Genomic DNA, 23,332 nt, shown 5'->3' with positions numbered 1-23,332 from the left:
AGCTAAAATTCAAACTTTTTAGAGGATGTTAAGCAGATAATTGAATTAGAACTTTAGTTCAATTTAAGCAAATGTTTCTATTAGATAACTTTCTTATAATAATCAATATTTTGGTAAATTATGACCACGCCAAAAATGGAAATTCTATTCATATTCTAACAGTTTATATAATTGTTCGTCAAAAACTTAATTAATTTTTTACTCTTAATGTGTTTGGCAATATTGGCAATAGTATGTGATTAAAAGTTTACAATTTCAGTTTAATACGCGATACGATGTGAACATGTAATAATAGGCTTTAATGCTAAAAACCCTCAATTTGAATCGAAACCAAATATAATTTTGATTAATGTAGGTAACTTCGGCTGGAACCAAACATTTAGTACTGTCTAGATTTATTGGAATGCAATACTGATTTGATTCTTCATCCATAATCCAGGATAGTTTTTTGGCCAGTTGAGAAGGTTAAGTACTTGTAATATAGAAAAAAATAAAATGTACAGAATTATAAGTGCATTATAATTACACACGCTGTTCGAAATATACAATTCCTGAGAATTAGAACAAGATTTCCAGACTATTCTAAAATAACAGAATGCCAGTTTTTCTAAATAATTCCTTTAAATCCTTTGATAAACAGTGTTTTATATCTATATTAATCTGGTATTTCCGAACTTGAGCGCTTTCATATCGAAAGAAATCGATCTCAGATGTCGCATAACATTTGACAAAAACAATAAAATTGCTGTGAAAAAAACTTTACGAATCTTAAAAAAAACTAGCATTGGTTTATTAATTGTTATACTCATTTCAATCGTCATCTTGTTAATCATTGGAGTCCCTAAACCACCAGCCATTACTGTTGAAAATGTACCTCGCTTATCTCTATCTCATTTAAAAGGGCTTTACGCCATAACTAAGGAGGTAGAAGACGTTAACCGTTTCCGGAATTGGCATAAATCAGAAAAAAAGATGTATATCCAAATGATAGAAAACTTAGAACTCAGGTATTTTATCCTGCCCGGTCCAGGAGAAAAACCGAAGTTAATTGAAGGTTTACCGGCATCAGCCAGAATAAGAGCTCTAAATCCAAATAAAGATAAACATGAGCTCATTTATGCAATGGACATGGAGGGCAATGAGAACTGGCAGTTTTATAGATTCGATATAGATACAGAAGAATCAACACTAATTACCAACGGGAAGGACAAGCATTATGCGATAAGTTACAACCCCAGCGGAGATAAAATTATTTATACGAGCAATAGGCGCCAATTAGATTATTTTGATCATTACATGATGGATCCAATGATTCTGCACTCAGAAGAGTTAATCAGGGAAAATGACGGCAAATTTTATTTTTTGGATAGCTGGTCGCCAGATGGCAAACAGATTGTCGTTCGAAAATTTGTTACCTCCACTGAGAAACAGCCTTATCTATTGGATATTGAAAATGGAGAACTCACTTTACTATCTCAAGACTCATTAAGCAATGCTGATTATTATGGATTTGAGTGGACAAGTGATGGTTCAACTCTTTTTTATCCAAGTAGCTATAACTCAGAATTTAAAAAACTACATGAACGCTCACTGGTTTCAGAAGAGGATTCAGTGATCACGCAAAATATCCCTTGGGATACTAAGTATGTAACAAGCTCCCCTGACAATAAGTGGGTAGTTTTCACGGTTAATGAAGATGGTTCTGATAAGCTTTACATTTATAATCGAGTGAAGGGAATCACTTCCAAATTTGACAAGTTGCCCGTCGGTAATATTCCATATGCCTCCTTCTACCCTCTTGAAGATTGTACCATTGGTTTTAATTTTATTAAGCCTTCGGGGGCTATGGATATCTACAGTTATAATTTGGAAAGCGAGAAGCTGATTGCATGGTTAACTACGGACGGAGATGCCAATTACTCAGATCCTCAAACCATACACTACCCTACATTTGATATGGACTCCTTAACAGGCAAAACCAGAAAAATAACTACATATTACCATCAACCTAATCACGAATTTCAGAAACCCTATCCTGTGATAATAAATATTCACGGGGGACCTGAAAGTCAATGGGGACCCATGCGAGATGAAGAAGATATACTGGATCTAAACCGGGGTTTTGCAGTGCTAAAACCAAATGTACGTGGTTCAACTGGTTATGGGAATACATTTACCGATTTGGATAATGGGATGTTAAGGGAAAATTCAGTTAAAGACATCGGTGAATTGCTAGATTGGATTACAAAACAACCTGATTTAGATTCAAAGAATATATTTGTTCGAGGCGGCTCTTATGGAGGCTACATGTCGCTAGCTAGTGCCATGTACTATTCGGACAGAATTGCCGGAGTGATTGATATGGTGGGTATTTCCAATTTCGTAACCATGATGGAAAATGAAAACAAAGTAGATAGAAGTTATGAATATGGCGATATAAATAATCCAAAAATGAGGGCTTTTTTGGATAGTATTTCTCCATCAAATAATGTAAATAAAATAAAAGTGCCTGTAATGATTATTCAAGGTAAAAATGACCCAAGGGTACCCGTTGAGCAATCCCGATTAATGATAGACAAGTTAAAGGAAAATGGTAATGTAGTTTGGTATATGGAAGCTTCAAATGAAGGACATAATACAGAGAACTTGTGGAATTCTATTTATACCAAATCCGCTGAATTTGAATTTATAGATGGGCTGATGGAGTAAAGCAATAGAATAGGCTACCCTTATAATTTAAGAATATTCTGATTTTACATTTTTAAATCATATAACAGTTACCTTAATTCTTCAAAATTTACAATTCTGAAGCGCTGCCAAAGGATTCAAAATCCGTTTTGTAAAGCCGGATAGTAGTTCCATTAATAACTTCTCCATAATCATTTAAATCATGTTATGACTAATAATTTTTTGTATCTTAAATAAGATAAATGATGGTCACAAACTAGTCACAAATCAAAATAAAAAATCCTAACACATTTATAAATAATGCATTAGGATTTTAATTGTGACCCTAAGCGGGAAAAGTTCAAACTTTTTGGAGGATGTTAAGCAAATTATTGAATTGGAAGTTTAGTTCATTTGAAGTATGAAATTCCAATTAGATACCTGTCTCATTTTCATCCGAAATTTGAAGTCTTGTGAACCAGATAGACCTTACTTCAAACCAAAACTTGGCTATCTTTGAGAATAAATGCACAAATAACTAATTGTAGTAACTTCCATAGGAATTTATAAAAAAAATCCCGAGAAGAATATCACGGGATTTTAAATATAAACTCAAACAATGAAAGTTATGACTTTCAAAAAACTTATTAGTGGATATTTAATATTTTAATTAAAACCAATATCATCGATAAATACTTCTACATCATTTCCACCCTGCTCTTGTATCACAAATTGGGTATAGGTCGTGCTTCCGTTTAAAAGTGTGTTATCGAGAGGTACGGTATATGTATTCCATTGTCCAGGAGTAGGATTAAAATAATAGCCATTACCCCATTGTTCATTTAAAACCAACCTGAAGCTCGTAGCTGTATCACAATAGATGGAGAATTTTACAACGCTATAAGCCGACAAATCAATTCCGGTTCCGCCTATTTGGAAACCAGCATCGGTTGGAATTGCATCATAAATTGCGAATATTCCTGTGCTAGTGTTTGATGTGTCATCAAAAACCGGCGCTGTCCAACCTCCTATCCAATCTGCAACCAGGTTGTTTTCGGTATAAATTTCATATTTGAATGATGGAATGGGCTGTTCATAGATTACGTCAAGACCAACCTCATCAATGTATAATGTGTTAGAAGTTAAACTCGCATCTCGTATTACAAATTGGTCAAGAATCGTTGTTCCATTTGAAATATTTGTAATTGGAATAGATACGTAAGTCCATTCACCAGCAGGAATGGTAACGGTTTGACCATTATTCCATTGCTCATTTAAAATAAACGTTACAGAAGTTCCATTCGGAGAATATAAAGCTGCATTTACGGTAGAATACTGGGTTAAATCTTCACCGGAGCCTCCAATTTGAAAACCATCATCTCCTTGATAATCTACGCGAATAGAATAAATACCGGACTTTACTTGTTCTGTGTTTGAGAAATCCGGAGAGGTCCATCCACCAATCCAAAATGCTGGATTTAAAGCATCATCATAAATTTCATAGCCATACACTGCAGCCCCAGAGGGTGGTAAAGGATAGCCTAAAGCAGCGGCCAAAGCATCAGGCACAAGTACATTATCTATTTCATGAATAACGCCGTTATTAGCGCCAATATCTGCGTTGACTATTGTTCCATTTGGTGCATTTTCATGTGAAGGCGCAATACTCATGGAGCTTTCATCATAAGTAATCGCATCACCATTTAAAGTTTCAATGGTCATTCCCGGAGTTAATCCGCTAGAAAGTGTTGAACCTGCCGCCAAATGATATTCCACAAGACTTTTCAAAGCATCTAATTCTTCAGGAGTATCAAAATCATCTAAACCGTCAAAATTATTGATTGTTAGGAAGAAGGTAGTAAATGCACCATTATTAGGAGCAAATGCCGTTAACTGATCTGTTGAAACCATAGAAGTTAAACCAACCTTCTCAATAGCGGCAGTAAATGAGCTAAATCCACGGTCATCGCATCGCTCCACAATATTTAATGTTTTATCAAGTATTGCCTGAAAAATTGTATTGGGAAGCAATACCTTATTCACGCCATGGATAACACCGTTTGTGGCTTGCACGTCTAATAAATTCAGCATGGTATTTGTATAACTCATATCGTCAATACTGCCGTCTTTACCAATAGTAAGACTCTCGCCCTGAACGGTCGACTGCGTTGTATCCAAAGCATCACCCGACACAAGGTTTTTGCCGGCAACCACATGATAAAATAACACTTCCTTTAAGGTATCTACAGGAATATCATCTAAAGAAGTCCAACCAAAAGCAGCTTCAATATCCATCATGAATTTTTCAAAAGCAGCATCATTAGGTGCGAAAACAGTAAAAATATCTGAACCGTTCAAAACATCCACCAAATCTGCTTTTTCAACAGCTGCCGCCAACATAGAATAATCAGGGTTAGCTAAAATATGATCAACCAAAGTTGCAGGCATAACGAGATTGTCTGTAATCTGAACAATACCATTGGTTGCCCCTAAATCTTCGCCATCAGAATTAATCATAGCATTGCCATTTATCACTATTGCATCTCCCTTATTCACAAAGATACTCAGGTTGGTATTTTCTGGACCAGAGGCCATTGAAGATAAGTATCCTGTGGTCATGGTGGAAGTGAAATCCGGCGTTGTAGTTTTAATCACATGATTTAAAAGTACATTAGTGATCTCATCTTCTGATAAGGCCGAAAGATCAACATTTTCAAAAGCTGAATTTTCAGGTGCGAAAACAGTGTACGTTGTTGTGGTTTTTAAAGTCTCCAATAGATTTGCCCCTTCAAGAGCGCTTAAAAGCGTTGTTAAATCCGGGTTTTCTGAGATAATCTCCCCTATATTCTTAGGATTCTGGCTCAGTTTATTTTCTAAGACATTGTCATCTTTAAAGCAAGAGAAGACTAATATCGTCATTAAAAAAAGGCTGAATATATTTTTAAATGATTTCATTAATACATGTTTTTAATGTTTGTAATCTTAATAGTTTGGTTGATTTTACAGGAATCCAAAGTCATCTATATAAAAGATATATTGGGATAAACCTGTACCTGAGGATTCTTGAAAGTCCATTCTAAAAATTGTATCAGGCGCTCCTCCGTTAGGATAGAAATCTGCCAATGGTATGACGTATTTTGTCCATTCACCGGAAACCAGAGGTAAATTAATGGATGTTTCGAAATCATTTAATGCTAAATTCACGCTATCTCCAGGTGCCCCTGTTCCATAAAGAGTGACCGAGATAGCTTGATAATCATTAAATTCAATAGTTGTATTTACCGGTAAAAATGTAATTCCCGCCCAGGCTTCCCGAACACTTTTTACAGAATATGTACCCAAAGTAATATCTGTTGACTGGGTTACGTGGGTACCTCCCCATTCTGTAATAATCCAATCCGGGTTCAGGTCATCCACATAGATAGAATAGCTAAATCCATAAGACTCAGATTTTGCAACCGCTCCTCTGGATGTGGCTAAATAAATAAATGCTTGCTCAACACCTGCCGGAACTTCGGCCTGGACTTCAGCAGGAGAAATAATGGTGAATTCTGCCGGTATTTCTACTAAATTTCCATTGGCTTCAGAACCACTTACAAAAGTAACCGAAGATGTATCACTAAAATCACCACCCAACAGGTTCACCACCTTCTTTCCGTTTACGGTACTTTCAGTAAAATCTGTGATTGTTAAAAGTGAAAAATCATATTCAGTAGACCCAAATAAATTTTCTACTCTCATTTTGTTACTTTGATTCAGCACAGGAACATCTCTGGGAATTTCTACAAAAGCAATCCAATCTGTTAGAAGCGCAGGATTAAAACTGGCTTTAACATCATTAAAGTAGATTGCCTTTAGTGAAGATAAATTCTCTCCCCTAATGATATAGGTGTTATCTAAAACCCCTTGGGTTACAGGTTTATCCTCAACAGCCTCACTTACACTTTTAATTACCGGAGGTGCTTTTGTAAAATTATCTTGTGGCACATTAAATTCACTTTCACATGAGAATGTTAAAAATATAGCTAAAATGCACATTAACGATATATGCAAAGAAGTCTTTTTAAAGTTAGTTTGAATTTTCATAGTTTAACTTTTTATTTGAAATCGTAAGGTACTGGAGCCTCTAGTAAGGCTGGATTATTTTGTGTTTCTACAGTTGGATAGGGAAATAACAAATCATCCATGGTTGCTTGAAAAAATTCAGATTGTAATTCACCCGTGTCACTGTTATAAGTTCCTCTATCGGTATTGCTTAAAAATGCGATGGCGGTGGCGGGATCTTGTCTTACTACATCATACCAGAACTCAAATTCCATAGCCAATTCAATACGTCTTTCATGAAATACATCATCCAGTGTAGGATTTGCAATTTCTGGTAAGCCCGCTCTTCGTCGTATTTTATTAAATGATTCAACTCCACTGGAAACTGGTCCTCCACCATTCAAAGCAGCTTCGGCGTGAATTAATAACAATTCACCATAACGCAATATGTAAGTATTATTTGGAGTTGAAGTAATTCCGCTTCCATCATCCCGAGCAATCGCATAATCTGCTCCTACAACGTATTTTTTAATTCCGTGTCGCGTTCCCTGAAAATCTATGTTATCTGGCACCACATAGCCACCGTTAAGATTTGGATAAAAAGCATTCCTCTCCATAAACGTAGCATAAAATCTGAGATCACCAGCTTCATAAGCTTGTAAAAGATCAGGGGAAATACCAATGGCAGAATATCCATCAGAACCTCCGGTAAAACCGGATGGAGCCAATAAAGATTGTAATCCGTTACCTTCCGAATAACGGCTGGAGCTCGTCCATTGGAGAGCAAATATCGATTCTGGGTTATTATCATTCTCAGGTATAAATAAATCAAAATAGCTTCCGGAAGAATCGCCATCTGCACCGTCGCCACCGAATAATTTAAATTCACCTGAATTTATTACCTCATCAGCAAGCTGATAGGCCATTTGATAATTTCTTTCATAAAGGTAAATCTTAGCAAGCATTGCCTTTGCGCTACCACTTGAAACTCTGGCATTTTCGGCGTAATTAGCACCTCTTATTTTTGGATAGCAATTTGCGACAGCAAATTCAAGGTCTTCTCTGATAAATCTATAAATATCCTCAACCGGATTTCGCGCTATCTTAGGTTCCAGAACAATATCTGCATTGTTTTCAATAATTGGCACTGAACCCCAAATTCTAACAATGTAGAAATAAGCTACAGCTCTTATGAATCTGGCTTCACCTAATGCATTATTTACCACCCCGGAAGGAACATTTGGATTAACAGCTTCCGGTAATGTATTTATTATTGTATTGGCCTGAGCAACAACAGCAAAAAGTGCCTCCCAGGTTCTACTAATTTGAGCATTATTGCCATTAACAGCAAAGTTTACAAAATCGGCGTTACGCGGATCCCATGTACGACAATTTCCCGAACTTAATTCTCCGAAAACCCAAATCGTGTTTTCGTTAAAATCGTACCAAGGCACTGAGTATAACGCATTAGTAGAGGCCACAACCTGATCCTCCGTTTGAAAAAAATCAGCAACGTTAAACGAATCCTCTGGTGGGCGATCTAAGAACTCTTTATCACAGGAAGTAATACTAAAAATTAGGACGGTAATAAATAAAATATATTTGGTTTTGATTAAATTTTCCATTTTATGATTCTTTAAATTAACTCTAATTAAAATTCAACATTTACACCTATAGTAAAGGTTCGAGGCGAGGGATATCGTCCTGCGTCAATACCTGTTAATAGAGTGTTTTGATTATATGATCCTATTTCAGGATCGTAACCAGAGTAGTTCGTGAATGTGTACAAATTTTGAATACTACCGTAAATTTTAAGTAAACTAAATCCTATTTTCTCTGAAATCTTTGAATCGAGCGTATAGCCAATAGTGACATTTTGTATTCTTACATAAGAACCATCTTCAATGTATCTATCCGAAATTTCTATATTTCGCGTATCATTTCTCGCCAAACGAGGAGCTGAGGCATCCGGATTATCCACAGACCAGTAATCTAAAACGGATGATAATTGATTGGTATATGTTCTATTTCCTGCGGTTAGCAACCTATTTATTCCATTAAACACATCGTTCCCGTAAGAGCCTTGAAGAAACACTGAAAGGTCGAAGTTTTTGTATCGAAATGAATTTTGGAAACCAAACGTGAAATCCGGATGCGGATTACCAATAACAGTTCTGTCGTTATCATCAATTACGCCATCATTATTTTGATCTTTGAATTTAATATCACCCAACCAGGTTGTTCCAAAAAGGGCATCTTCAAATGGTCGTCCATACTGAATAGGCGCTCCATTAAAATCATCAACAGATCTAAAAATGCCCTCTACTTCCAGCCCATAGAACAGACCAATTGGATCGCCGGCTCTTGTAATGGTGATATTTTGTTGACCATCATAATTAATATTCATGGCTCCGTTTATTTGAGGAACATCACCAAGATCTGTTACCTTATTTTTATAATGGGATACCGTTAAGGTTGAATTCCATGAAAAATTATCATCGTAATCCATTTTGTAATTCAGGGTTACATCAATACCCTTGTTTACCATTTTACCTAAGTTTACCCAAGGTGGATTAATTGCGCCAGGGGACATACCACCCGTAGCAAAATTTGTAGAAGCAAACTGGAATAAGAAATCTTTTGAAACTTTGTTATACAATTCAACAGTAGCATTTAAACTATTATTGAATAATGAAAAATCAATACCAAGGTTTGCTTGAGTTGATGATTCCCAGGTTAAATCAGGATTCGCAAAATTAGTTACTAAAAATCCTGTACCCAATCCGGTGTTTACCGGGTTTAATCTGGATCCATATGCAAAGTTTGGTATATTTTGGTTTCCTACTTCACCGTAACCGCCGTAGATTTTTATATTCTGAATGGCGTCGAAATCATCCATAAAAGACTCCTTTGATAATTGCCAGGCACCCGAGATGGATGGAAAATATCCCCATTTGTTGCCTTCCGAAAATTTCGAGGATCCATCAGCTCGCATCGAAGCGGTAATACTATATTTATTGTTGAACGAATAAATGAGTCTGCCAAAATAGGATTCTAATGCCTGACTGGCCTTAAATTGCGTATTATTGTCTGCAGCATCTCCTGTTCCCAAAACAGGAAAATCATTACCCACAAAATTTCCATCAGTAGAGGTTACTCCTCCATAGCTGGATTCCTGAGACTCAGTTCCTACCATAACGGTTACCTTATGTTTTTCACCAAAAGTGTTATCATAGGTTAAAAAGTTTTTAATAATCCAAAAATCATTGTAGTTATTGGCTACACTTAAGGTATTGTTTGCAACCTGGATCTCTCCATAGGAATAACGCGGGGTAAATTGATTATTTAGGATAGTTCCAAAATCTCCCCCAAACTCTGTTCTGAAGGACAGATTTTTGGCAATTTGAAATTCAGCATAAATATTCCCTAAAATTCTATTTCGCCTTAAATTATTCTTTAAGCTGAGCGCCTTGGCAATAGGGTTTTCAGTTCTAAAATCGTCTCTTAAACTGGGGCCAGCAAAACTCCCATCCGGATTGTAGACCGCAATGGCAGGACTGTTTAAAAGGGATAACCCTATAATGCCATCACTTCGCCCGTTCAATGTGATTTTTTCATTAACACGGCTTGCAGTTAAATTTATACCAACTTTAATTTTGTCATTGATCTTCGCATCTATATTAGCTCTTATGGTAGAACGATTAAAACCCGAAGCTAATACCGTACCATCTTGTTCTAAATGCCCTGCAGAAATAAAATAATTAACATTTTCTGAACCACCTCTAAATGATATTTGATGGTTTTCAATATAGGCGTTGCTAAAAATTTCTTGTTGCCAATTTGTTCCGGGACCTAATAATTCAGGGTGAGAAAATTCAACGATTGGATCAAGATTATAAATATCATTAATGGCGTTTTGTAGTTTGGCATATTCAGGAAGTGTTAAGACATCCAGAATATTTGTAGGTTCCTGAATACCAACATAGGAATTAATGCTGATAGTTCCTTTACTTTTTTTACCACGTTTTGTTGTAATAATAACGACACCATTAGAGCCTCTTGAACCATAAATGGCCGTTGCTGAAGCATCCTTTAGAATACTTATATCAGCGATGTCATTTTCGTTTAATGAATTTAACGGACTTGTACCACCTGCTTCAGATTCACCGGGAACCGGTACACCGTCTATAATATACAATGGCTCACTAGATCCTGAAATTGAATTAACTCCTCTAATACGCACTGAAACTGCAGCACCAGGCTGACCCGAGTTAGTAGTTACATTTACACCGGCAGCGCGACCTTGCATCATTTGATCAACACTTACCTGAGGAATCGTCTCCAAATCCTTGGTTTCAATAGTGGAAACAGCACCTGAAATTTCTTCTTTTAACTGAGAGCCGTATCCAATCACTACAACTTCGTTAAGACTTTCAAGGTCTTCTTCAAGTTGAATATTTTGGGTTGAACTGCTCGTTACTTTAATTTCGGTCGTAACAAATCCAAGGAAGCTAAATACCAAAGCAGCCTCTTCAGCGACTTTAATACTATAAAATCCATCAAAATTTGAAACAACACCATTTGATGTCCCTTTCTCGATAATATTTACTCCGGCTAAAGGAATGCCGTTTGAATCAGTAACTGTTCCCTGAATCGTATTTTGAGCCGACAAAAATTGACTTAAGATACAAAACAACACAAAAAAGAAGTAATGTTTACCGATACGAAAAAAGTTATTCGTAAATAATTTTAGCATGGTTTAAATTAGTTAAGTTAGTAACTGTTTGGAGTAAAGCACTTTCTTTATTGTATGAAAATGTGTACTCAAGGTTTAGAAATCAAAATTAAAACTAAAAAGCACTTAACTATAATACTATTTTGTCATTCACTAATAATAAAAAATCGAAATACTTAGAAAATGAGATAAAAAAAAAGAAATAATGGTATTGGAATATCAAAAATCATGAAATATCAAGGGTAAGAATTGATACCTAACCACGGTAATTTTTAAGAATTGTAAGAAATAAAACTAATCGTTTTTTAATTAAAGAAATGTGCTAATTACACCGATAAATAAAAGCTTAAATGACGCATCAAATATTATTTCTTTATTAATATCTTGCTTATCAACTATATATAATAAGTATTCGAAGTTGAGGATATATAATAACACCATCTAAGATATTGGCTTTATAAAATCCTCTTAATACCGGAAAATTCCTGAACATACTGACTCGGCGTGCGTTTTTTAAGCTTTTTAAAGACACGGTTGAAATTAGCAATATTATTAAAACCACAAGAAAAAGCAATTTCTGAAATATTGTGATCCTTTTCTATTAATTTCATAGTCGCATAACCAATTCTGACATCATTAACATAATCTACAAAAGTTTTTCCAGTACGTTTCTTTATAAATCTGTTAAATGAAACCTCACTCATATTAACCAGGTTTGAAATTTCTTGTAACGTAATTTTCCGACCGTAATGTTCATGCACATAATCATAAACTGTCTTTATTTTATCACTATTCTCAAAGCTTTCCTTTCCTGCTGTATAGGTAGACAAAAGCCTTTGATTTCTGGAATTTGATAAATCGTATAAAATGGATAAGAATTCTAGAAAATAATCCATACCATCAATCTTTGAGATCCGCTTGAACCTCTCGTACATACTACTAGTTGTCTTTTCAGAAAACAAAATACCGTGAACCGATCGACTAAGCATATCCTTTATAGGTTTCATGATTTGTTTGGACAATAATTTTTCATCAAAAAGATCTTCATGGAATTGCATGGTGATCTCATGAAAGGATCTGCCCTTTACATTATTAGTCAACCAACCGTGATGCAAATTTGGACCAATTAATACCAGTTCGATATTTTCAATCTCCTCAACACTATCTCCTACTATACGTTTTACTCCTTTACCATTTTTAATGAAGTTAAGCTCAAATTCAGGATGAAAATGAATAGGAAAGTCAAATTCTGACTTTATTCGATCAAAAACCAAAAAGCTGTCTCCAGCCGCTAAAGGGGTGATTTCTCTTTTTACTTTTTTTGCCATTTGAATATGGTATTTGTGTTTTTAGGTTCAGTTATTGACAAAATAATATCAGGATTTGAGGGTAAATATAATTAATTTTGTTATTCGTGGGTTGCACATGCTCATTATTATGGTATTAATTTATAAATTCCATAATAGAATTTTATCGAAATTATGTAATACATACCAACTAACCGTTTCCAAATTTGTAATGTACCACAAGCTATACCCTATTTTATTTTTATCAGCTTTTATCCTTTGCTCATGTAAATCACTTTACAACGAAGCCTATCAAAAACCTGATTTAGTAGACTCGAAATTGACCCGTTCAACAAAAAAACTCCATAAGAAACTTTATGTATTGTCTAAAAAAGGATTTGCTATTGGCCAGCAAGATGCAACATCTTATGGTATAAGATGGAAACAAAACGATTCTACCCTCTTGAAAAAAAGCGATATGATGGATCTGAGTGGAGATTTTCCAGCCGTATTTGGTTTTGATATCGGGCATATAGAGTTAGGAGATACTAAAAACCTGGATTCGGTAAATTTCGTTACGATGAAAAAACTGATAACCGAAGCCTACAAAGAAGGTGGTTTAATAACGGTTAGTTGGCATGCGGACAACCCCATAACTAATGGAAGCTCCTGGGACACTATCCCTGCTGTAAATAAAATTATCAGCAAGGGGGAATACAAGGAGAAATATAACCTCTGGATTGAAAGGGTTGCTAAATTTTTTAAAAGTTTAAAATACAGAGGAAGAAAAATTCCTGTGATCTTTAGACCTTATCATGAGATGAATGGTAGCTGGTTTTGGTGGGGAGCCAACAATTGTATACCTGAAGATTATAAAAAATTATGGATTGAAACCATAACTTCGTTGCGGGATGAGCATAAGGTTCATAACTTATTATACGCCTATTCACCTAATTGGCTTAATCAGGATGAAGATTATTTAAAATATTATCCGGGAGATAATTATGTAGATATTTTAGGTATCGACATATATGATTTTGAAGATTCGGAAAATTATAAAAATGCCTTAAAAAATGATCTGAACCTTTTAAAAACAATTGCTACAGCCAAAAATAAACTTTACGCCCTTACTGAAACGGGTTTAGATAAAATAGATACTACGAACTGGTTTACGAATGTCTTATATCCAACGGTGAAAAATTCAGGAATATCTTGGGTCCTTTTTTGGAGAAATGCTCGTGAGAGTCATCACTATATTCCTTTTCAAGGACAAAAGAATGCCACTGACTTTATAAAATTTGCAGAATTTCCCAAAACCTTATTCCTCAAAGACATAAAAGAACTCTAATAATGAACTTATTACACTCCGTTGATATCTTGATTATTGTACTATACTTGCTAGCTATAGTTATCATAGGTTTATTACTGAAGAACCAGGCACAACGCAGTAAAGAAGATTATCTGCTTGGCGGTAACAGGATTCCGTGGTATTTACTTGGGCTATCCAACGCTTCCGGAATGTTCGATATTTCCGGAACAATTTGGTTGGTAACATTAATGTTCGTTTATGGTTTAAAAAGTGCATGGATACCGTGGTTATGGCCTATTTTTAATCAGGTTTTTTTAATGGTATATCTTTCCAAATGGTTACGCCGTTCCAGAGCAACAACGGGCGCAGAATGGATAGGAACACGTTTTGGTTTTGAAAAGGGCGCTAAGCTTTCACATATTATTGTTGTGATATTTGCTCTGGTTTTATGCCTTGGCTTTTTAGCCTATGGTTTTATTGGATTAGGGAAATTTGTTGAAATATTTATCCCCTGGGAAGTGGCGAGCAAGTATGTTCCTTTTTCCATAGCACCGCAGTTTGTCCCCCATTTCTATGGTATTATTTTTACTTGTTTTGCGGTATTCTATTCTCTTTTGGGCGGCATGTCTGGTATTGTTTGGGCTGATGTTATTCAGTTTGCTATAATGACCATTTCAGCAGTAGTCATTGGTTATTTAGGATTTGTAGCTGTAGGTAATTACGGTTTAAATGTACCAGAGGGTTGGTTAAGTCCATTTTTTGGTTGGGAGCTCAACCTGGATTGGGCGCATATTATACCTGAAGTAAACCAAAAAATTAGGGAGGACGGATTTAGTTTATTTACAGTTTTCTTCATGATGATGGTGTTCAAGGGCATTCTTGTGAGTATTGCAGGACCTGCACCCAATTACGATATGCAAAAAATATTATCCACAAAATCACCCGCTGAAGCTTCCAAAATGAGTGGCTTTGTTTCTGTAATACTAATGCCTGTCAGGTATCTAATGATCGCCGGATTTGGTGCTTTAGCCTTAATATTCTACGAAAAAATGGATTTGATGAATACCGCCGGAAACATCGATTTTGAGCTCATTTTGCCAAACGCCATCAAAGAATTTGTTCCGGTTGGCCTACTTGGGCTTTTGTTAGCCGGCTTAATTTCAGCATTCATGTCAACCTTTGCCGGTACGCTAAATGCTGCCCAGGCCTATATCGTGAATGATATTTATTTGAAATACAAAAACAAAAATGCATCCTCAAAGCAAATCAAAAACATGAACTATATCATGGGTATTCTCGTTGTTATTATCAGCATCATCATTGGCTTATTTGCAAAAGATGTGAATTCTGTACTACAATGGATTGTATCAGTTTTATACGGTAGTTATGTTGGAGCCAATATTTTAAAATGGCACTGGTGGCGCTTTAACGGGGAAGGGTTTTTCTGGGGTATGGTATCAGGTTTGATAGCTGCCGCGATCATTCCGGAACTTTTCCCAGAGGTTCTGAGCCTGTACCTTTTCCCGCTATTGCTTCTTATATCTGTAATCGGCTCTGTACTCGGAACCTATTCCGCTCCCCCAACAGAAGAAAAAGTACTTAAAACTTTTTATATAAATGTGAGACCCTGGGGATTCTGGAAACCTGTTCATGATAAAATTATAGCGGAAGGCACCGTCATTAAAAAAAATACTGATTTTGGAATTGATATGTTCAATGTAGTTATTGGTGTGATAGCACAAACCGCTCTGGTAATATTACCCATGTATTTAATTTTTAGACAAACAATTCCATTATTTGTCACACTCGCGGTAACAATTATATGTTTGATATTATTAAAGAAATATTGGTGGAACTCCCTCAATAAAAAATTAGATTAATTATGAATCAACAAATCAAAACTAAAAACCAAACGTTAGAGTCACTCATACATAATCATAACAAGTTAATCTGTATGAAAAACCTACCGGAAGAAGATTCCAATGGGATTTACGTTCGCTATAAAAAGCCAATATTAACTTCTGATCATATTCCAATACATTGGCGTTATGACTTAAATCCGGATTCAAATCCGAATTCCCTGGAGCGTATTGGCTATAATGCTACAATGAATTCCGGTGCAATAAAATGGCATGACAATTACGTGTTATGCGTAAGAGTTGAAGGTAATGATCGGAAATCGTTTTTTGCTATCGCTGAAAGCCCGAATGGTATTGACAATTTTAAGTTTTGGGATAAACCTTGTGTGATACCTGAAATTAAAGAAAATCCCGAAACAAATGTGTATGATATGCGTTTGGTTAGGCATGAAGACGGTTGGATTTATGGTATTTTTTGTACCGAGAGAAAAGATCCGAACGCCCCTAAAGGAGACACCAGTATGGCCGTAGCGAATGCCGGTATTGTAAGAACTCACGATTTAATTAACTGGGAGCGTCTGCCAGATTTAATATCTTCTGCAAGCCAGCAACGCAATGTTGTATTACACCCTGAATTCGTTAAGGGAAAATATGCTTTGTACACCAGACCACAAGACGGGTTTGTTGATGTTGGTAGCGGCGGAGGCATTGGTTTGGGATATATTAAGAACATGGAAAACCCTGTTTTAGAGGATGAAAAAATAATATACACGCGACAATACCATACTATCTACGAACTCAAAAACGGCTTAGGCCCTTCACCAATTAAAACTAACAAGGGTTGGTTGCATCTGGCGCATGGTGTGCGAAATACGGCTTCAGGCCTACGGTATACCTTGTATATGTTTATGACTGATTTAAACGATATTTCAAAGGTAATTCATAAACCCGCAGGGCATTTTATGGCCCCTTTAGGTGAAGAACGACATGGCGATGTATCTAATGTACTATTTTCAAATGGCTGGATTGAGGATTGTGATGGTAAAGTATATATCTATTACGCATCATGTGATACCCGAATGCACGTAGCGACATCTACCGTTGACCGGTTAGTTGATTACGTTACAAACACCCCTGAAGATAAATTTACATCCAAAGGTTCTGTAGAAACTATAATCGATTTAATTGATAAGAATAAGGGATTGTATTAATGAATGCGGAATATCCAAAATTACAAAAAGAATTACACAACGAGCTTTTAAGGTTACTTTCCTATTGGTTGCAAAAAACTCAGGATGAGGCATATGGTGGTTTTGTTGGAAAGATTGATTTTTATAACAACGTGGTTCCTCAGGCTTCAAAAGGAATCATACTAAATACCCGAATTCTATGGTCATTCGCAGCGGCATCAAATTATTTAAAAACGAAGTCCTATAATGCCATATGCGAGAGAGCTTTTCAATATCTACAAAATCATTTTAGAGATACCGGATACAAAGGCGTTTTTTGGGAAGTTGATTATCGAGGTAAACCCATTAATAAACGCAAACAAGTTTATGCCCAATCGTTTGCTATTTATGCCCTTTCGGAATATTATTCCTTTTCTAAAAATGAAGCAGCAAAAACGTGGGCTATTGAACTTTTCGAATGTCTTGAAAATTACGCCAAAGACGATGAAGAAAGTGGCTACTTTGAAGCCTTCAATGAGGATTGGTCTCCCATAGAGGATATGCGACTCAGTAATAAAGATATGAACGCCGCAAAAAGTATGAATACGCACCTTCATATTCTTGAAGCATATACCAGTTTATTAAAAATTCATGACACTAAAAATTTGAGAGCAGCTCTTAAGAATTTGGTGGAGATCATGAATCAAAAAATTCTAAATGCTAATTATCATTATGATTTGTTTTTCGACCGCCATTGGAATGTGATGAGCAATACAGTTTCTTTCGGTCATGATATTGAATCGGCCTGGCTGGTTTTGGTAGCTGCAGAATCATTGAACGATACTAAACTCATCCAAAAAACAAAAGATATTGCTATTCAAGTGGCTAACACATTTTTAAAACAAGGCATTGACATTGATGGTTCTGTGCTCAATGAAACCAACTTTTTAACTCATAAAACCGATACCGACAGGCATTGGTGGCCACAGGTAGAAGGCCTTATTGGATTGAAATATGTCTATAATATTTCCAACAACCCGGATTACCTTAACGCTTCTCTAAAAATATGGGATTACTCAAAAAAACATTTACTAGATCACGAATATGGCGAATGGCATTTTAGAGTTAACCATAAAGGAGAACCCTACTCTGAAGAAGACAAAGTAAGTATGTGGAAAGCCCCTTATCACGTAACTCGAGCATGCATATTGATCAATGAATAAACTCAAGCATTTCATACAAATATTTGTGGTTGGCTGGGCAACTTTAATGCTTGATAGCTGTAGCAAGGATCAAATAGAAGCAACCCCAAACGAACCTACCGTGACTTCGCAGATTTCAATTTCTACTGAAACCAATGTAGTTTCTGAACCTTCGATGAATGGTGTATTCAAAATAGCACTAACAAAAGCAGTTGATAAGCTTACAACGGTAAACTACACGATAAGTGGATCAGCAACTAATGGCAGCGACTATAAAGCACTTGATACTAAAATTAGTATTCCGGCAAACACCATTTCAATTGTAATTCCAATAGAAGTTTATGAGGATACCGAATCTGAAGATAACGAGACCATTACCCTAACCCTGATTAACACCAACAATCCTCAAGTAACACTGAGCCCAGCAAAATCGGCGATGATAACCATATCTGCTAATACCGCATCCTTTACACTTCTTCCGGGAGAAACCTCCGCATACATGGTAAACCCAAATGCAACTAATGAAACCGTAGCTCTGTTTTATAATCTAAAAACACTTTCAAAAACAAATTATATTGTGGGTCAGCATGATGCGTTTAGCAGTTTCTATAGGGATGTTGGGGGTGACTCAGACATAAAAAAAACGACCGGTAGTGACCCGGCATTATTAGGTTCAGACTTTATGTTTATAACCGATGACGCCAATACAGGAACGACAACGAATTGGTATTATCAGCAAGAGCAGGCCATAAAACAACATGTTATTGAAGCTTATAACAAAGGCATGGTCAATATTTTTGCCTGGCACTTCAGGGAACCCTTCGAAGGTAAAGAATTTTACACCAGTCAGATGACCAATTTTCAAAAACAAAATGCCTTTAAAAGTATTTTACCTGGTGGAAGCAATCATGATTATTATAAAAGTAAACTTGATAAAATAGCAGAAATCGCCAACAGTTTAATTGATTCAAATGGTAATTTAATTCCTTTTATTTTCAGACCCTTTCACGAGTTTGATGGTGATTGGTTTTGGTGGGGTGCTCCATATTGTACACCTCAGGAATTTATAACATTATGGCAATTCACTGTAGAATATTTAAGAGATGTACAGTCCGTAAACAATATACTTTTTGCATATTCCCCCGATAATAAATTTACTACGGAGTCTGAATATTTAAATCATTATCCCGGAGATGCCTATGTCGATGTTTTAGGAATGGATAATTATGGTGATTTTATCAGTATGACACAAATGGGCGTAGACGATGCCAATAAAAAATTAAAAATTATTAGTGATCTCGCTATCCAAAAAGTTAAACTAGCAGCTCTAACGGAATCTGGCTACTTTGTTGAACCGGGTGTTACGGATCCCGATCCGCAATTTTATTCTAAAAACCTATATCAGGCTTTAACAAATAATGATGTAGAGTTATCCTTCATGATGTTCTGGAATAACTCCAAAGACCGGTATTGTACGCCTCCACCAGGCGAATCTACAACCGGCGATTTTATACTATTTGCTAACAAACAAGAATCCCTTTTACAAAATGAAATTCCAGACCTGTATGCATTACCGCTTTAGCAACCGTTTAAAATTTTTACTTTTTATCACCTGTATCATATTCCTTGTATCCTGTAAAAGTGCAGAATACAGAAAAATTGGCAAAATGAAAATTCCCTTGATATCAGTGAAAGATTCAAGAATTTTAAAAGGAAATACGCCCTATTATTTTATTGGTACAAATTATTGGTATGGCCCTTTAATTGGAGCTAAAAAATCAGGAGATCGGGAACGCCTGATTCGTGAGTTAGATCTAATGAAAAGCATTGGAATTGATAATCTTAGAATTCTGGTAGGTGCCGACGGTGATGGAGGTGATTTTCAAATTTCTCCAGTTTTACAGCCGGAACAAGGCATTTATAACAAGGATCTACTGGACGGATTGGATTTTTTATTAGCCCAAATGCGCAAGCGTAACATGTATGCCGTTCTGTTTTTAACTAATAATTGGAATTGGTCTGGAGGCATGGCGCAGTACCTGGAATGGAATGGTTATGGACCTATTCCAAAACCCTTAACTGAGGAGTATAACTGGGATGACTTTCAAAACTACACCAAACAGTTTCAAAGTTGCGAACCTTGCAAAACAGCCTTTTATAAGCATGTAAAATTTATTATGGGTCGAAAAAACCGATATACTAAAATAAAATATAGAAAAGATAATACCATCATGTCATGGCAGGTAGCCAATGAACCACGCGTGATGATGAGTCCGGATCACGAAAAATCGTATGCTGAATGGTTGAATGAAACTGTAAAGCTCATTGACTCACTCGATCCTGTTCACCTCATTTCTACAGGAGCTGAAGGAAAAGCAGGTTTTTTACAGGATATGGATATGTATAAAAGACTTCACAGTAATCCTAAAATCGATTACTTAACCATGCACATCTGGCCCAAAAACTGGGGTTGGTATGATAAGAATAATGAATCTGAAACCCTGCCTCCATCTTTTAAAAAAACCTTTGAATATATGGATGAACATATAAACGTTGCTGAATCTTTACGTAAGCCTATAATTATGTCGGAATTTGGATTACCCCGTGACAAAGAAAATCTTTTTAAAAATACTTCAGTTAAAAATAGAGATGCCTATTTTAATGCCATATTCAATTATTTACTAAACCAAAAGCAACCCAACGGAATTTTACAAGGATTAAATTTTTGGGGATTTGCAGGTTATGGCGATAGGATTTCCAAAAACGGTAAATGGAAAAAAGGAGATGATTTTATTGCCGACCCACCAGAGGAGCCACAAGGATTAAACTCGGTTTTTGCATCAGATTCCATCACACTTGAATTAATTCGAAATTATAATCGAAAACTGATGAAATAACTCTACACAATTTCCTTAACTAATAGTGAAACAATAACTTGAATAAAAGTTTTTTTGTGAACAACAATAGAAGATATCACAAAAACAGTAAGGTTGAAAAGACACTAAAAACAAAACAAAAAAAACGCTCAAATATTCTTGAGCGTTTTTTCTTCGTGACCCCGAGCGGCAAAAGTTCAAACTTTTTGGAAGATATTAAGCAAATTATTGAATTGGAAGTTTAGTTCATTTGAAGTATCAAATTCCAATTAGATACCTGTTTCATTTTCATGCGTAAATTGAAGTCTTGTGAATCAGATACCTCACTTCAAACCAGATCTTAGAAATTTTTAAAAATTTAAAAATAGACCTATAATAAAAATTATTTATAGGCTAATGAGACTCATTGCTAAAATAGTGACCCCGAATGGTGAAAGTTAAAACTTTCTAGAAGATCTTCGTTCTACAAATAAATTTCATATTAATTTATTCCAATATAAGGACGAATTAATCATTTTTAAGACATTAAAGCGGTAATCTTGAGGTGCCATTTTCAACATGAATGGCTAATTCCAAAATGGTCTTTGATTTTAAATTATTAATAATCAAATCTCTTGGTTGACTTACCAAATGATGAATCGGACACGGATTACTGGCATTACAAAACTTTAAACTCAGCATACAGGAATTCAATTTTTTGTCATCATCAATAACCTTGATAATATCCAGTACATTCCCCTGTTTATCATCCTGACTTAGAAAAAATCCGCCCTTCGGACCACGAGTGGAAGATATTAACTTATGTTTTGCCAACTCTTGTAACAATTTTGCAATATAGGCCTGAGGAACATTAATTGGATCCGCTATATCCTTCACCATGATCTTATTGTTTTCATCAGAATGAATAGCTAAAAACAAAACGGCCTTAATGGCATATTTGGATGAATTTGAAAACATTTTAAGGGATCATTAAATTAATACAAAATAAAAAAGACATTTTTGTCTTAAATATGATTTAAATCATATTTTATCCACTTCACAGCCTTTACATTTGCTTCATAAAGTTAAAAATGAACTAAATATAACATTAAAATTCGTATGAAATCAACACTCAAATTAGTCGCCATTGTACTTTTAGGTCTATTTATCAGTTGCGGAGGTAAAGAGGAAAAAAAGAAGGATTCCTTTTCTTATGAAAAAAAAGAATCGTCTTCTGAAAAATCTACTGCAGCTCCAGCTAAAAAAGTTGCAGCCTCCGAAACAATAAACCTTACTGATAAAGGAGTAGGTCCTATAACTTCAATAGAATTAGGTTCGGAAATCGACCAATCTATGGCGTCACACGGGAAAGACATCTACAATAAAATGTGTACCGCATGCCACAGACCAACCAAAAAATTTATTGGTCCCGCTCCTTTAGGAATCCTAGATAGAAGAACTCCAGAGTGGGTTATGAACATGATCCTGAATCCTGAGGGCATGATTCAAAAAGATCTTTTAGCTAAAGACCTGTTAGCTGAATTTAACGGTGCTCCCATGGCTAATCAAAACCTCTCAAAAGAAGAAGCCAGAGCCGTCTTGGAATACTTTAGAACCTTAAAACAACCGAATTAATGAAGACCAAACTAAACATATTATTAGGAGTTCTTCTAACCATTCTGCTGGTTAGTTGTAAGAGCAATAATAAAAAACAAAAGGAAACCTCTACCCCAACCGAAACACAAGAGAATACAAGCAGACAAGGGCAGGCCTTTATAAAGGGCGATGTTGCCAAACCTAATGTTTTGCAAATCGCCATGGGATCGAAGGATCATACCACACTGGTTGCAGCAGTGCAGGCCGCCGGTTTAGAAAATGCCCTGGTAAATGCAGGACCACTGATGGTTTTTGCCCCCACCAATGAAGCTTTTGCTTCTTTACCCGAGGGCACCGTAGAGAATTTGTTAAAGCCAGAGAACAAAGCAAAACTTGCTTTAATTCTCAAACATCATGTAACGCCCGGAAATTATTCCAAGGAATTTTTAAAAAAATTCAAGCATTTGGGTCAAGCAAGCAATCAAAATGTTACTGTGGAAGTAAAAGGGGACGATGTCTATGTTGGCGGCGCCAAAATCATTGCCAGTATTCCTGCCGGAAACGGTATTGTACATGTTGTAGACAAAGTTATAATACCTGAAAATTAACA

At 35.8% G+C, this 23,332-nt stretch carries 15 protein-coding genes; 9 read left to right on the top strand and 6 right to left on the bottom strand.

The window, feature by feature from the left end; translation table 11 throughout:
* Positions 1 to 747: 747 nt before the first annotated feature.
* The gene (locus ABD682_RS12065) at positions 748 to 2,709 is read left to right on the top strand and encodes a S9 family peptidase (RefSeq protein ID WP_344741689.1); all 1,962 of its coding nucleotides are present in this window, start codon (positions 748 to 750) and stop codon (positions 2,707 to 2,709) included.
* 624 nt (positions 2,710 to 3,333) lie between these two features.
* Here the strand turns inward: ABD682_RS12065 and ABD682_RS12060 are convergent.
* The 5 genes from ABD682_RS12060 to ABD682_RS12040 all read right to left on the bottom strand — a co-directional run bounded on the left by ABD682_RS12060 (position 3,334) and on the right by ABD682_RS12040 (position 12,774).
* Entirely contained in the window at positions 3,334 to 5,622 is a 2,289-nt protein-coding gene (locus tag ABD682_RS12060) for a fasciclin domain-containing protein (RefSeq protein ID WP_344741687.1), read from the bottom strand.
* Between the two features lie 45 nt (positions 5,623 to 5,667).
* Positions 5,668 to 6,753: a hypothetical protein gene (locus ABD682_RS12055; RefSeq protein ID WP_344741686.1), complete on the bottom strand. Its 1,086-nt coding sequence runs from the start codon at positions 6,751 to 6,753 to the stop codon at positions 5,668 to 5,670.
* Between the two features lie 11 nt (positions 6,754 to 6,764).
* The gene (locus tag ABD682_RS12050; RefSeq protein ID WP_344741684.1) at positions 6,765 to 8,336 is read right to left on the bottom strand and encodes a RagB/SusD family nutrient uptake outer membrane protein; all 1,572 of its coding nucleotides are present in this window, start codon (positions 8,334 to 8,336) and stop codon (positions 6,765 to 6,767) included.
* Between the two features lie 26 nt (positions 8,337 to 8,362).
* Complete coding sequence (locus ABD682_RS12045) at positions 8,363 to 11,467, bottom strand: SusC/RagA family TonB-linked outer membrane protein (protein ID WP_344741681.1); 3,105 nt, start codon at positions 11,465 to 11,467, stop codon at positions 8,363 to 8,365.
* A gap of 434 nt (positions 11,468 to 11,901) precedes the next feature.
* Complete coding sequence (locus ABD682_RS12040; RefSeq protein WP_344741679.1) at positions 11,902 to 12,774, bottom strand: AraC family transcriptional regulator; 873 nt, start codon at positions 12,772 to 12,774, stop codon at positions 11,902 to 11,904.
* Between the two features lie 190 nt (positions 12,775 to 12,964).
* Between ABD682_RS12040 and ABD682_RS12035 the strand changes: the two genes are divergently transcribed.
* From ABD682_RS12035 to ABD682_RS12010, 6 genes are all read left to right on the top strand, one after another.
* On the top strand, positions 12,965 to 14,080 hold the full coding sequence (locus tag ABD682_RS12035; RefSeq protein ID WP_344741678.1) for a glycoside hydrolase family 26 protein: 1,116 nt from the start codon (positions 12,965 to 12,967) through the stop codon (positions 14,078 to 14,080).
* A gap of 2 nt (positions 14,081 to 14,082) precedes the next feature.
* Positions 14,083 to 15,921, top strand: a complete 1,839-nt coding sequence (locus ABD682_RS12030) for a sodium:solute symporter family protein (RefSeq protein WP_344741677.1) — start codon at positions 14,083 to 14,085, stop codon at positions 15,919 to 15,921.
* Between the two features lie 74 nt (positions 15,922 to 15,995).
* The gene (locus tag ABD682_RS12025; RefSeq protein WP_344741676.1) at positions 15,996 to 17,111 is read left to right on the top strand and encodes a glycoside hydrolase family 130 protein; all 1,116 of its coding nucleotides are present in this window, start codon (positions 15,996 to 15,998) and stop codon (positions 17,109 to 17,111) included.
* Positions 17,111 to 18,292 carry an AGE family epimerase/isomerase gene (locus ABD682_RS12020; RefSeq protein ID WP_344741675.1) on the top strand — a complete coding sequence of 394 codons (1,182 nt, stop codon included), beginning with the start codon at positions 17,111 to 17,113 and terminating at the stop codon, positions 18,290 to 18,292. Before ABD682_RS12025 ends, ABD682_RS12020 begins: the two co-directional genes overlap by 1 nt.
* Complete coding sequence (locus ABD682_RS12015) at positions 18,285 to 19,853, top strand: glycosyl hydrolase (RefSeq protein ID WP_344741674.1); 1,569 nt, start codon at positions 18,285 to 18,287, stop codon at positions 19,851 to 19,853. Before ABD682_RS12020 ends, ABD682_RS12015 begins: the two co-directional genes overlap by 8 nt.
* Before the next feature lie 85 nt (positions 19,854 to 19,938).
* Complete coding sequence (locus tag ABD682_RS12010; protein WP_344741672.1) at positions 19,939 to 21,168, top strand: glycoside hydrolase 5 family protein; 1,230 nt, start codon at positions 19,939 to 19,941, stop codon at positions 21,166 to 21,168.
* A gap of 504 nt (positions 21,169 to 21,672) precedes the next feature.
* Here ABD682_RS12010 and ABD682_RS12005 read toward each other — a convergent pair.
* Positions 21,673 to 22,104, bottom strand: coding sequence for an RrF2 family transcriptional regulator (locus tag ABD682_RS12005; protein ID WP_344741671.1), 432 nt, complete (start codon positions 22,102 to 22,104; stop codon positions 21,673 to 21,675).
* A gap of 141 nt (positions 22,105 to 22,245) precedes the next feature.
* Between ABD682_RS12005 and ABD682_RS12000 the strand changes: the two genes are divergently transcribed.
* On the top strand, positions 22,246 to 22,761 hold the full coding sequence (locus tag ABD682_RS12000; protein WP_344741669.1) for a c-type cytochrome: 516 nt from the start codon (positions 22,246 to 22,248) through the stop codon (positions 22,759 to 22,761).
* Complete coding sequence (locus ABD682_RS11995) at positions 22,761 to 23,330, top strand: fasciclin domain-containing protein (RefSeq protein ID WP_344741668.1); 570 nt, start codon at positions 22,761 to 22,763, stop codon at positions 23,328 to 23,330. Before ABD682_RS12000 ends, ABD682_RS11995 begins: the two co-directional genes overlap by 1 nt.
* Positions 23,331 to 23,332 lie beyond the last annotated feature (2 nt).

This window comes from Gaetbulibacter aestuarii (assembly GCF_039537665.1).
Taxonomy (GTDB): domain Bacteria; phylum Bacteroidota; class Bacteroidia; order Flavobacteriales; family Flavobacteriaceae; genus Gaetbulibacter_A; species Gaetbulibacter_A aestuarii.
This window is presented reverse-complemented; position numbering and strand designations above follow the sequence as displayed.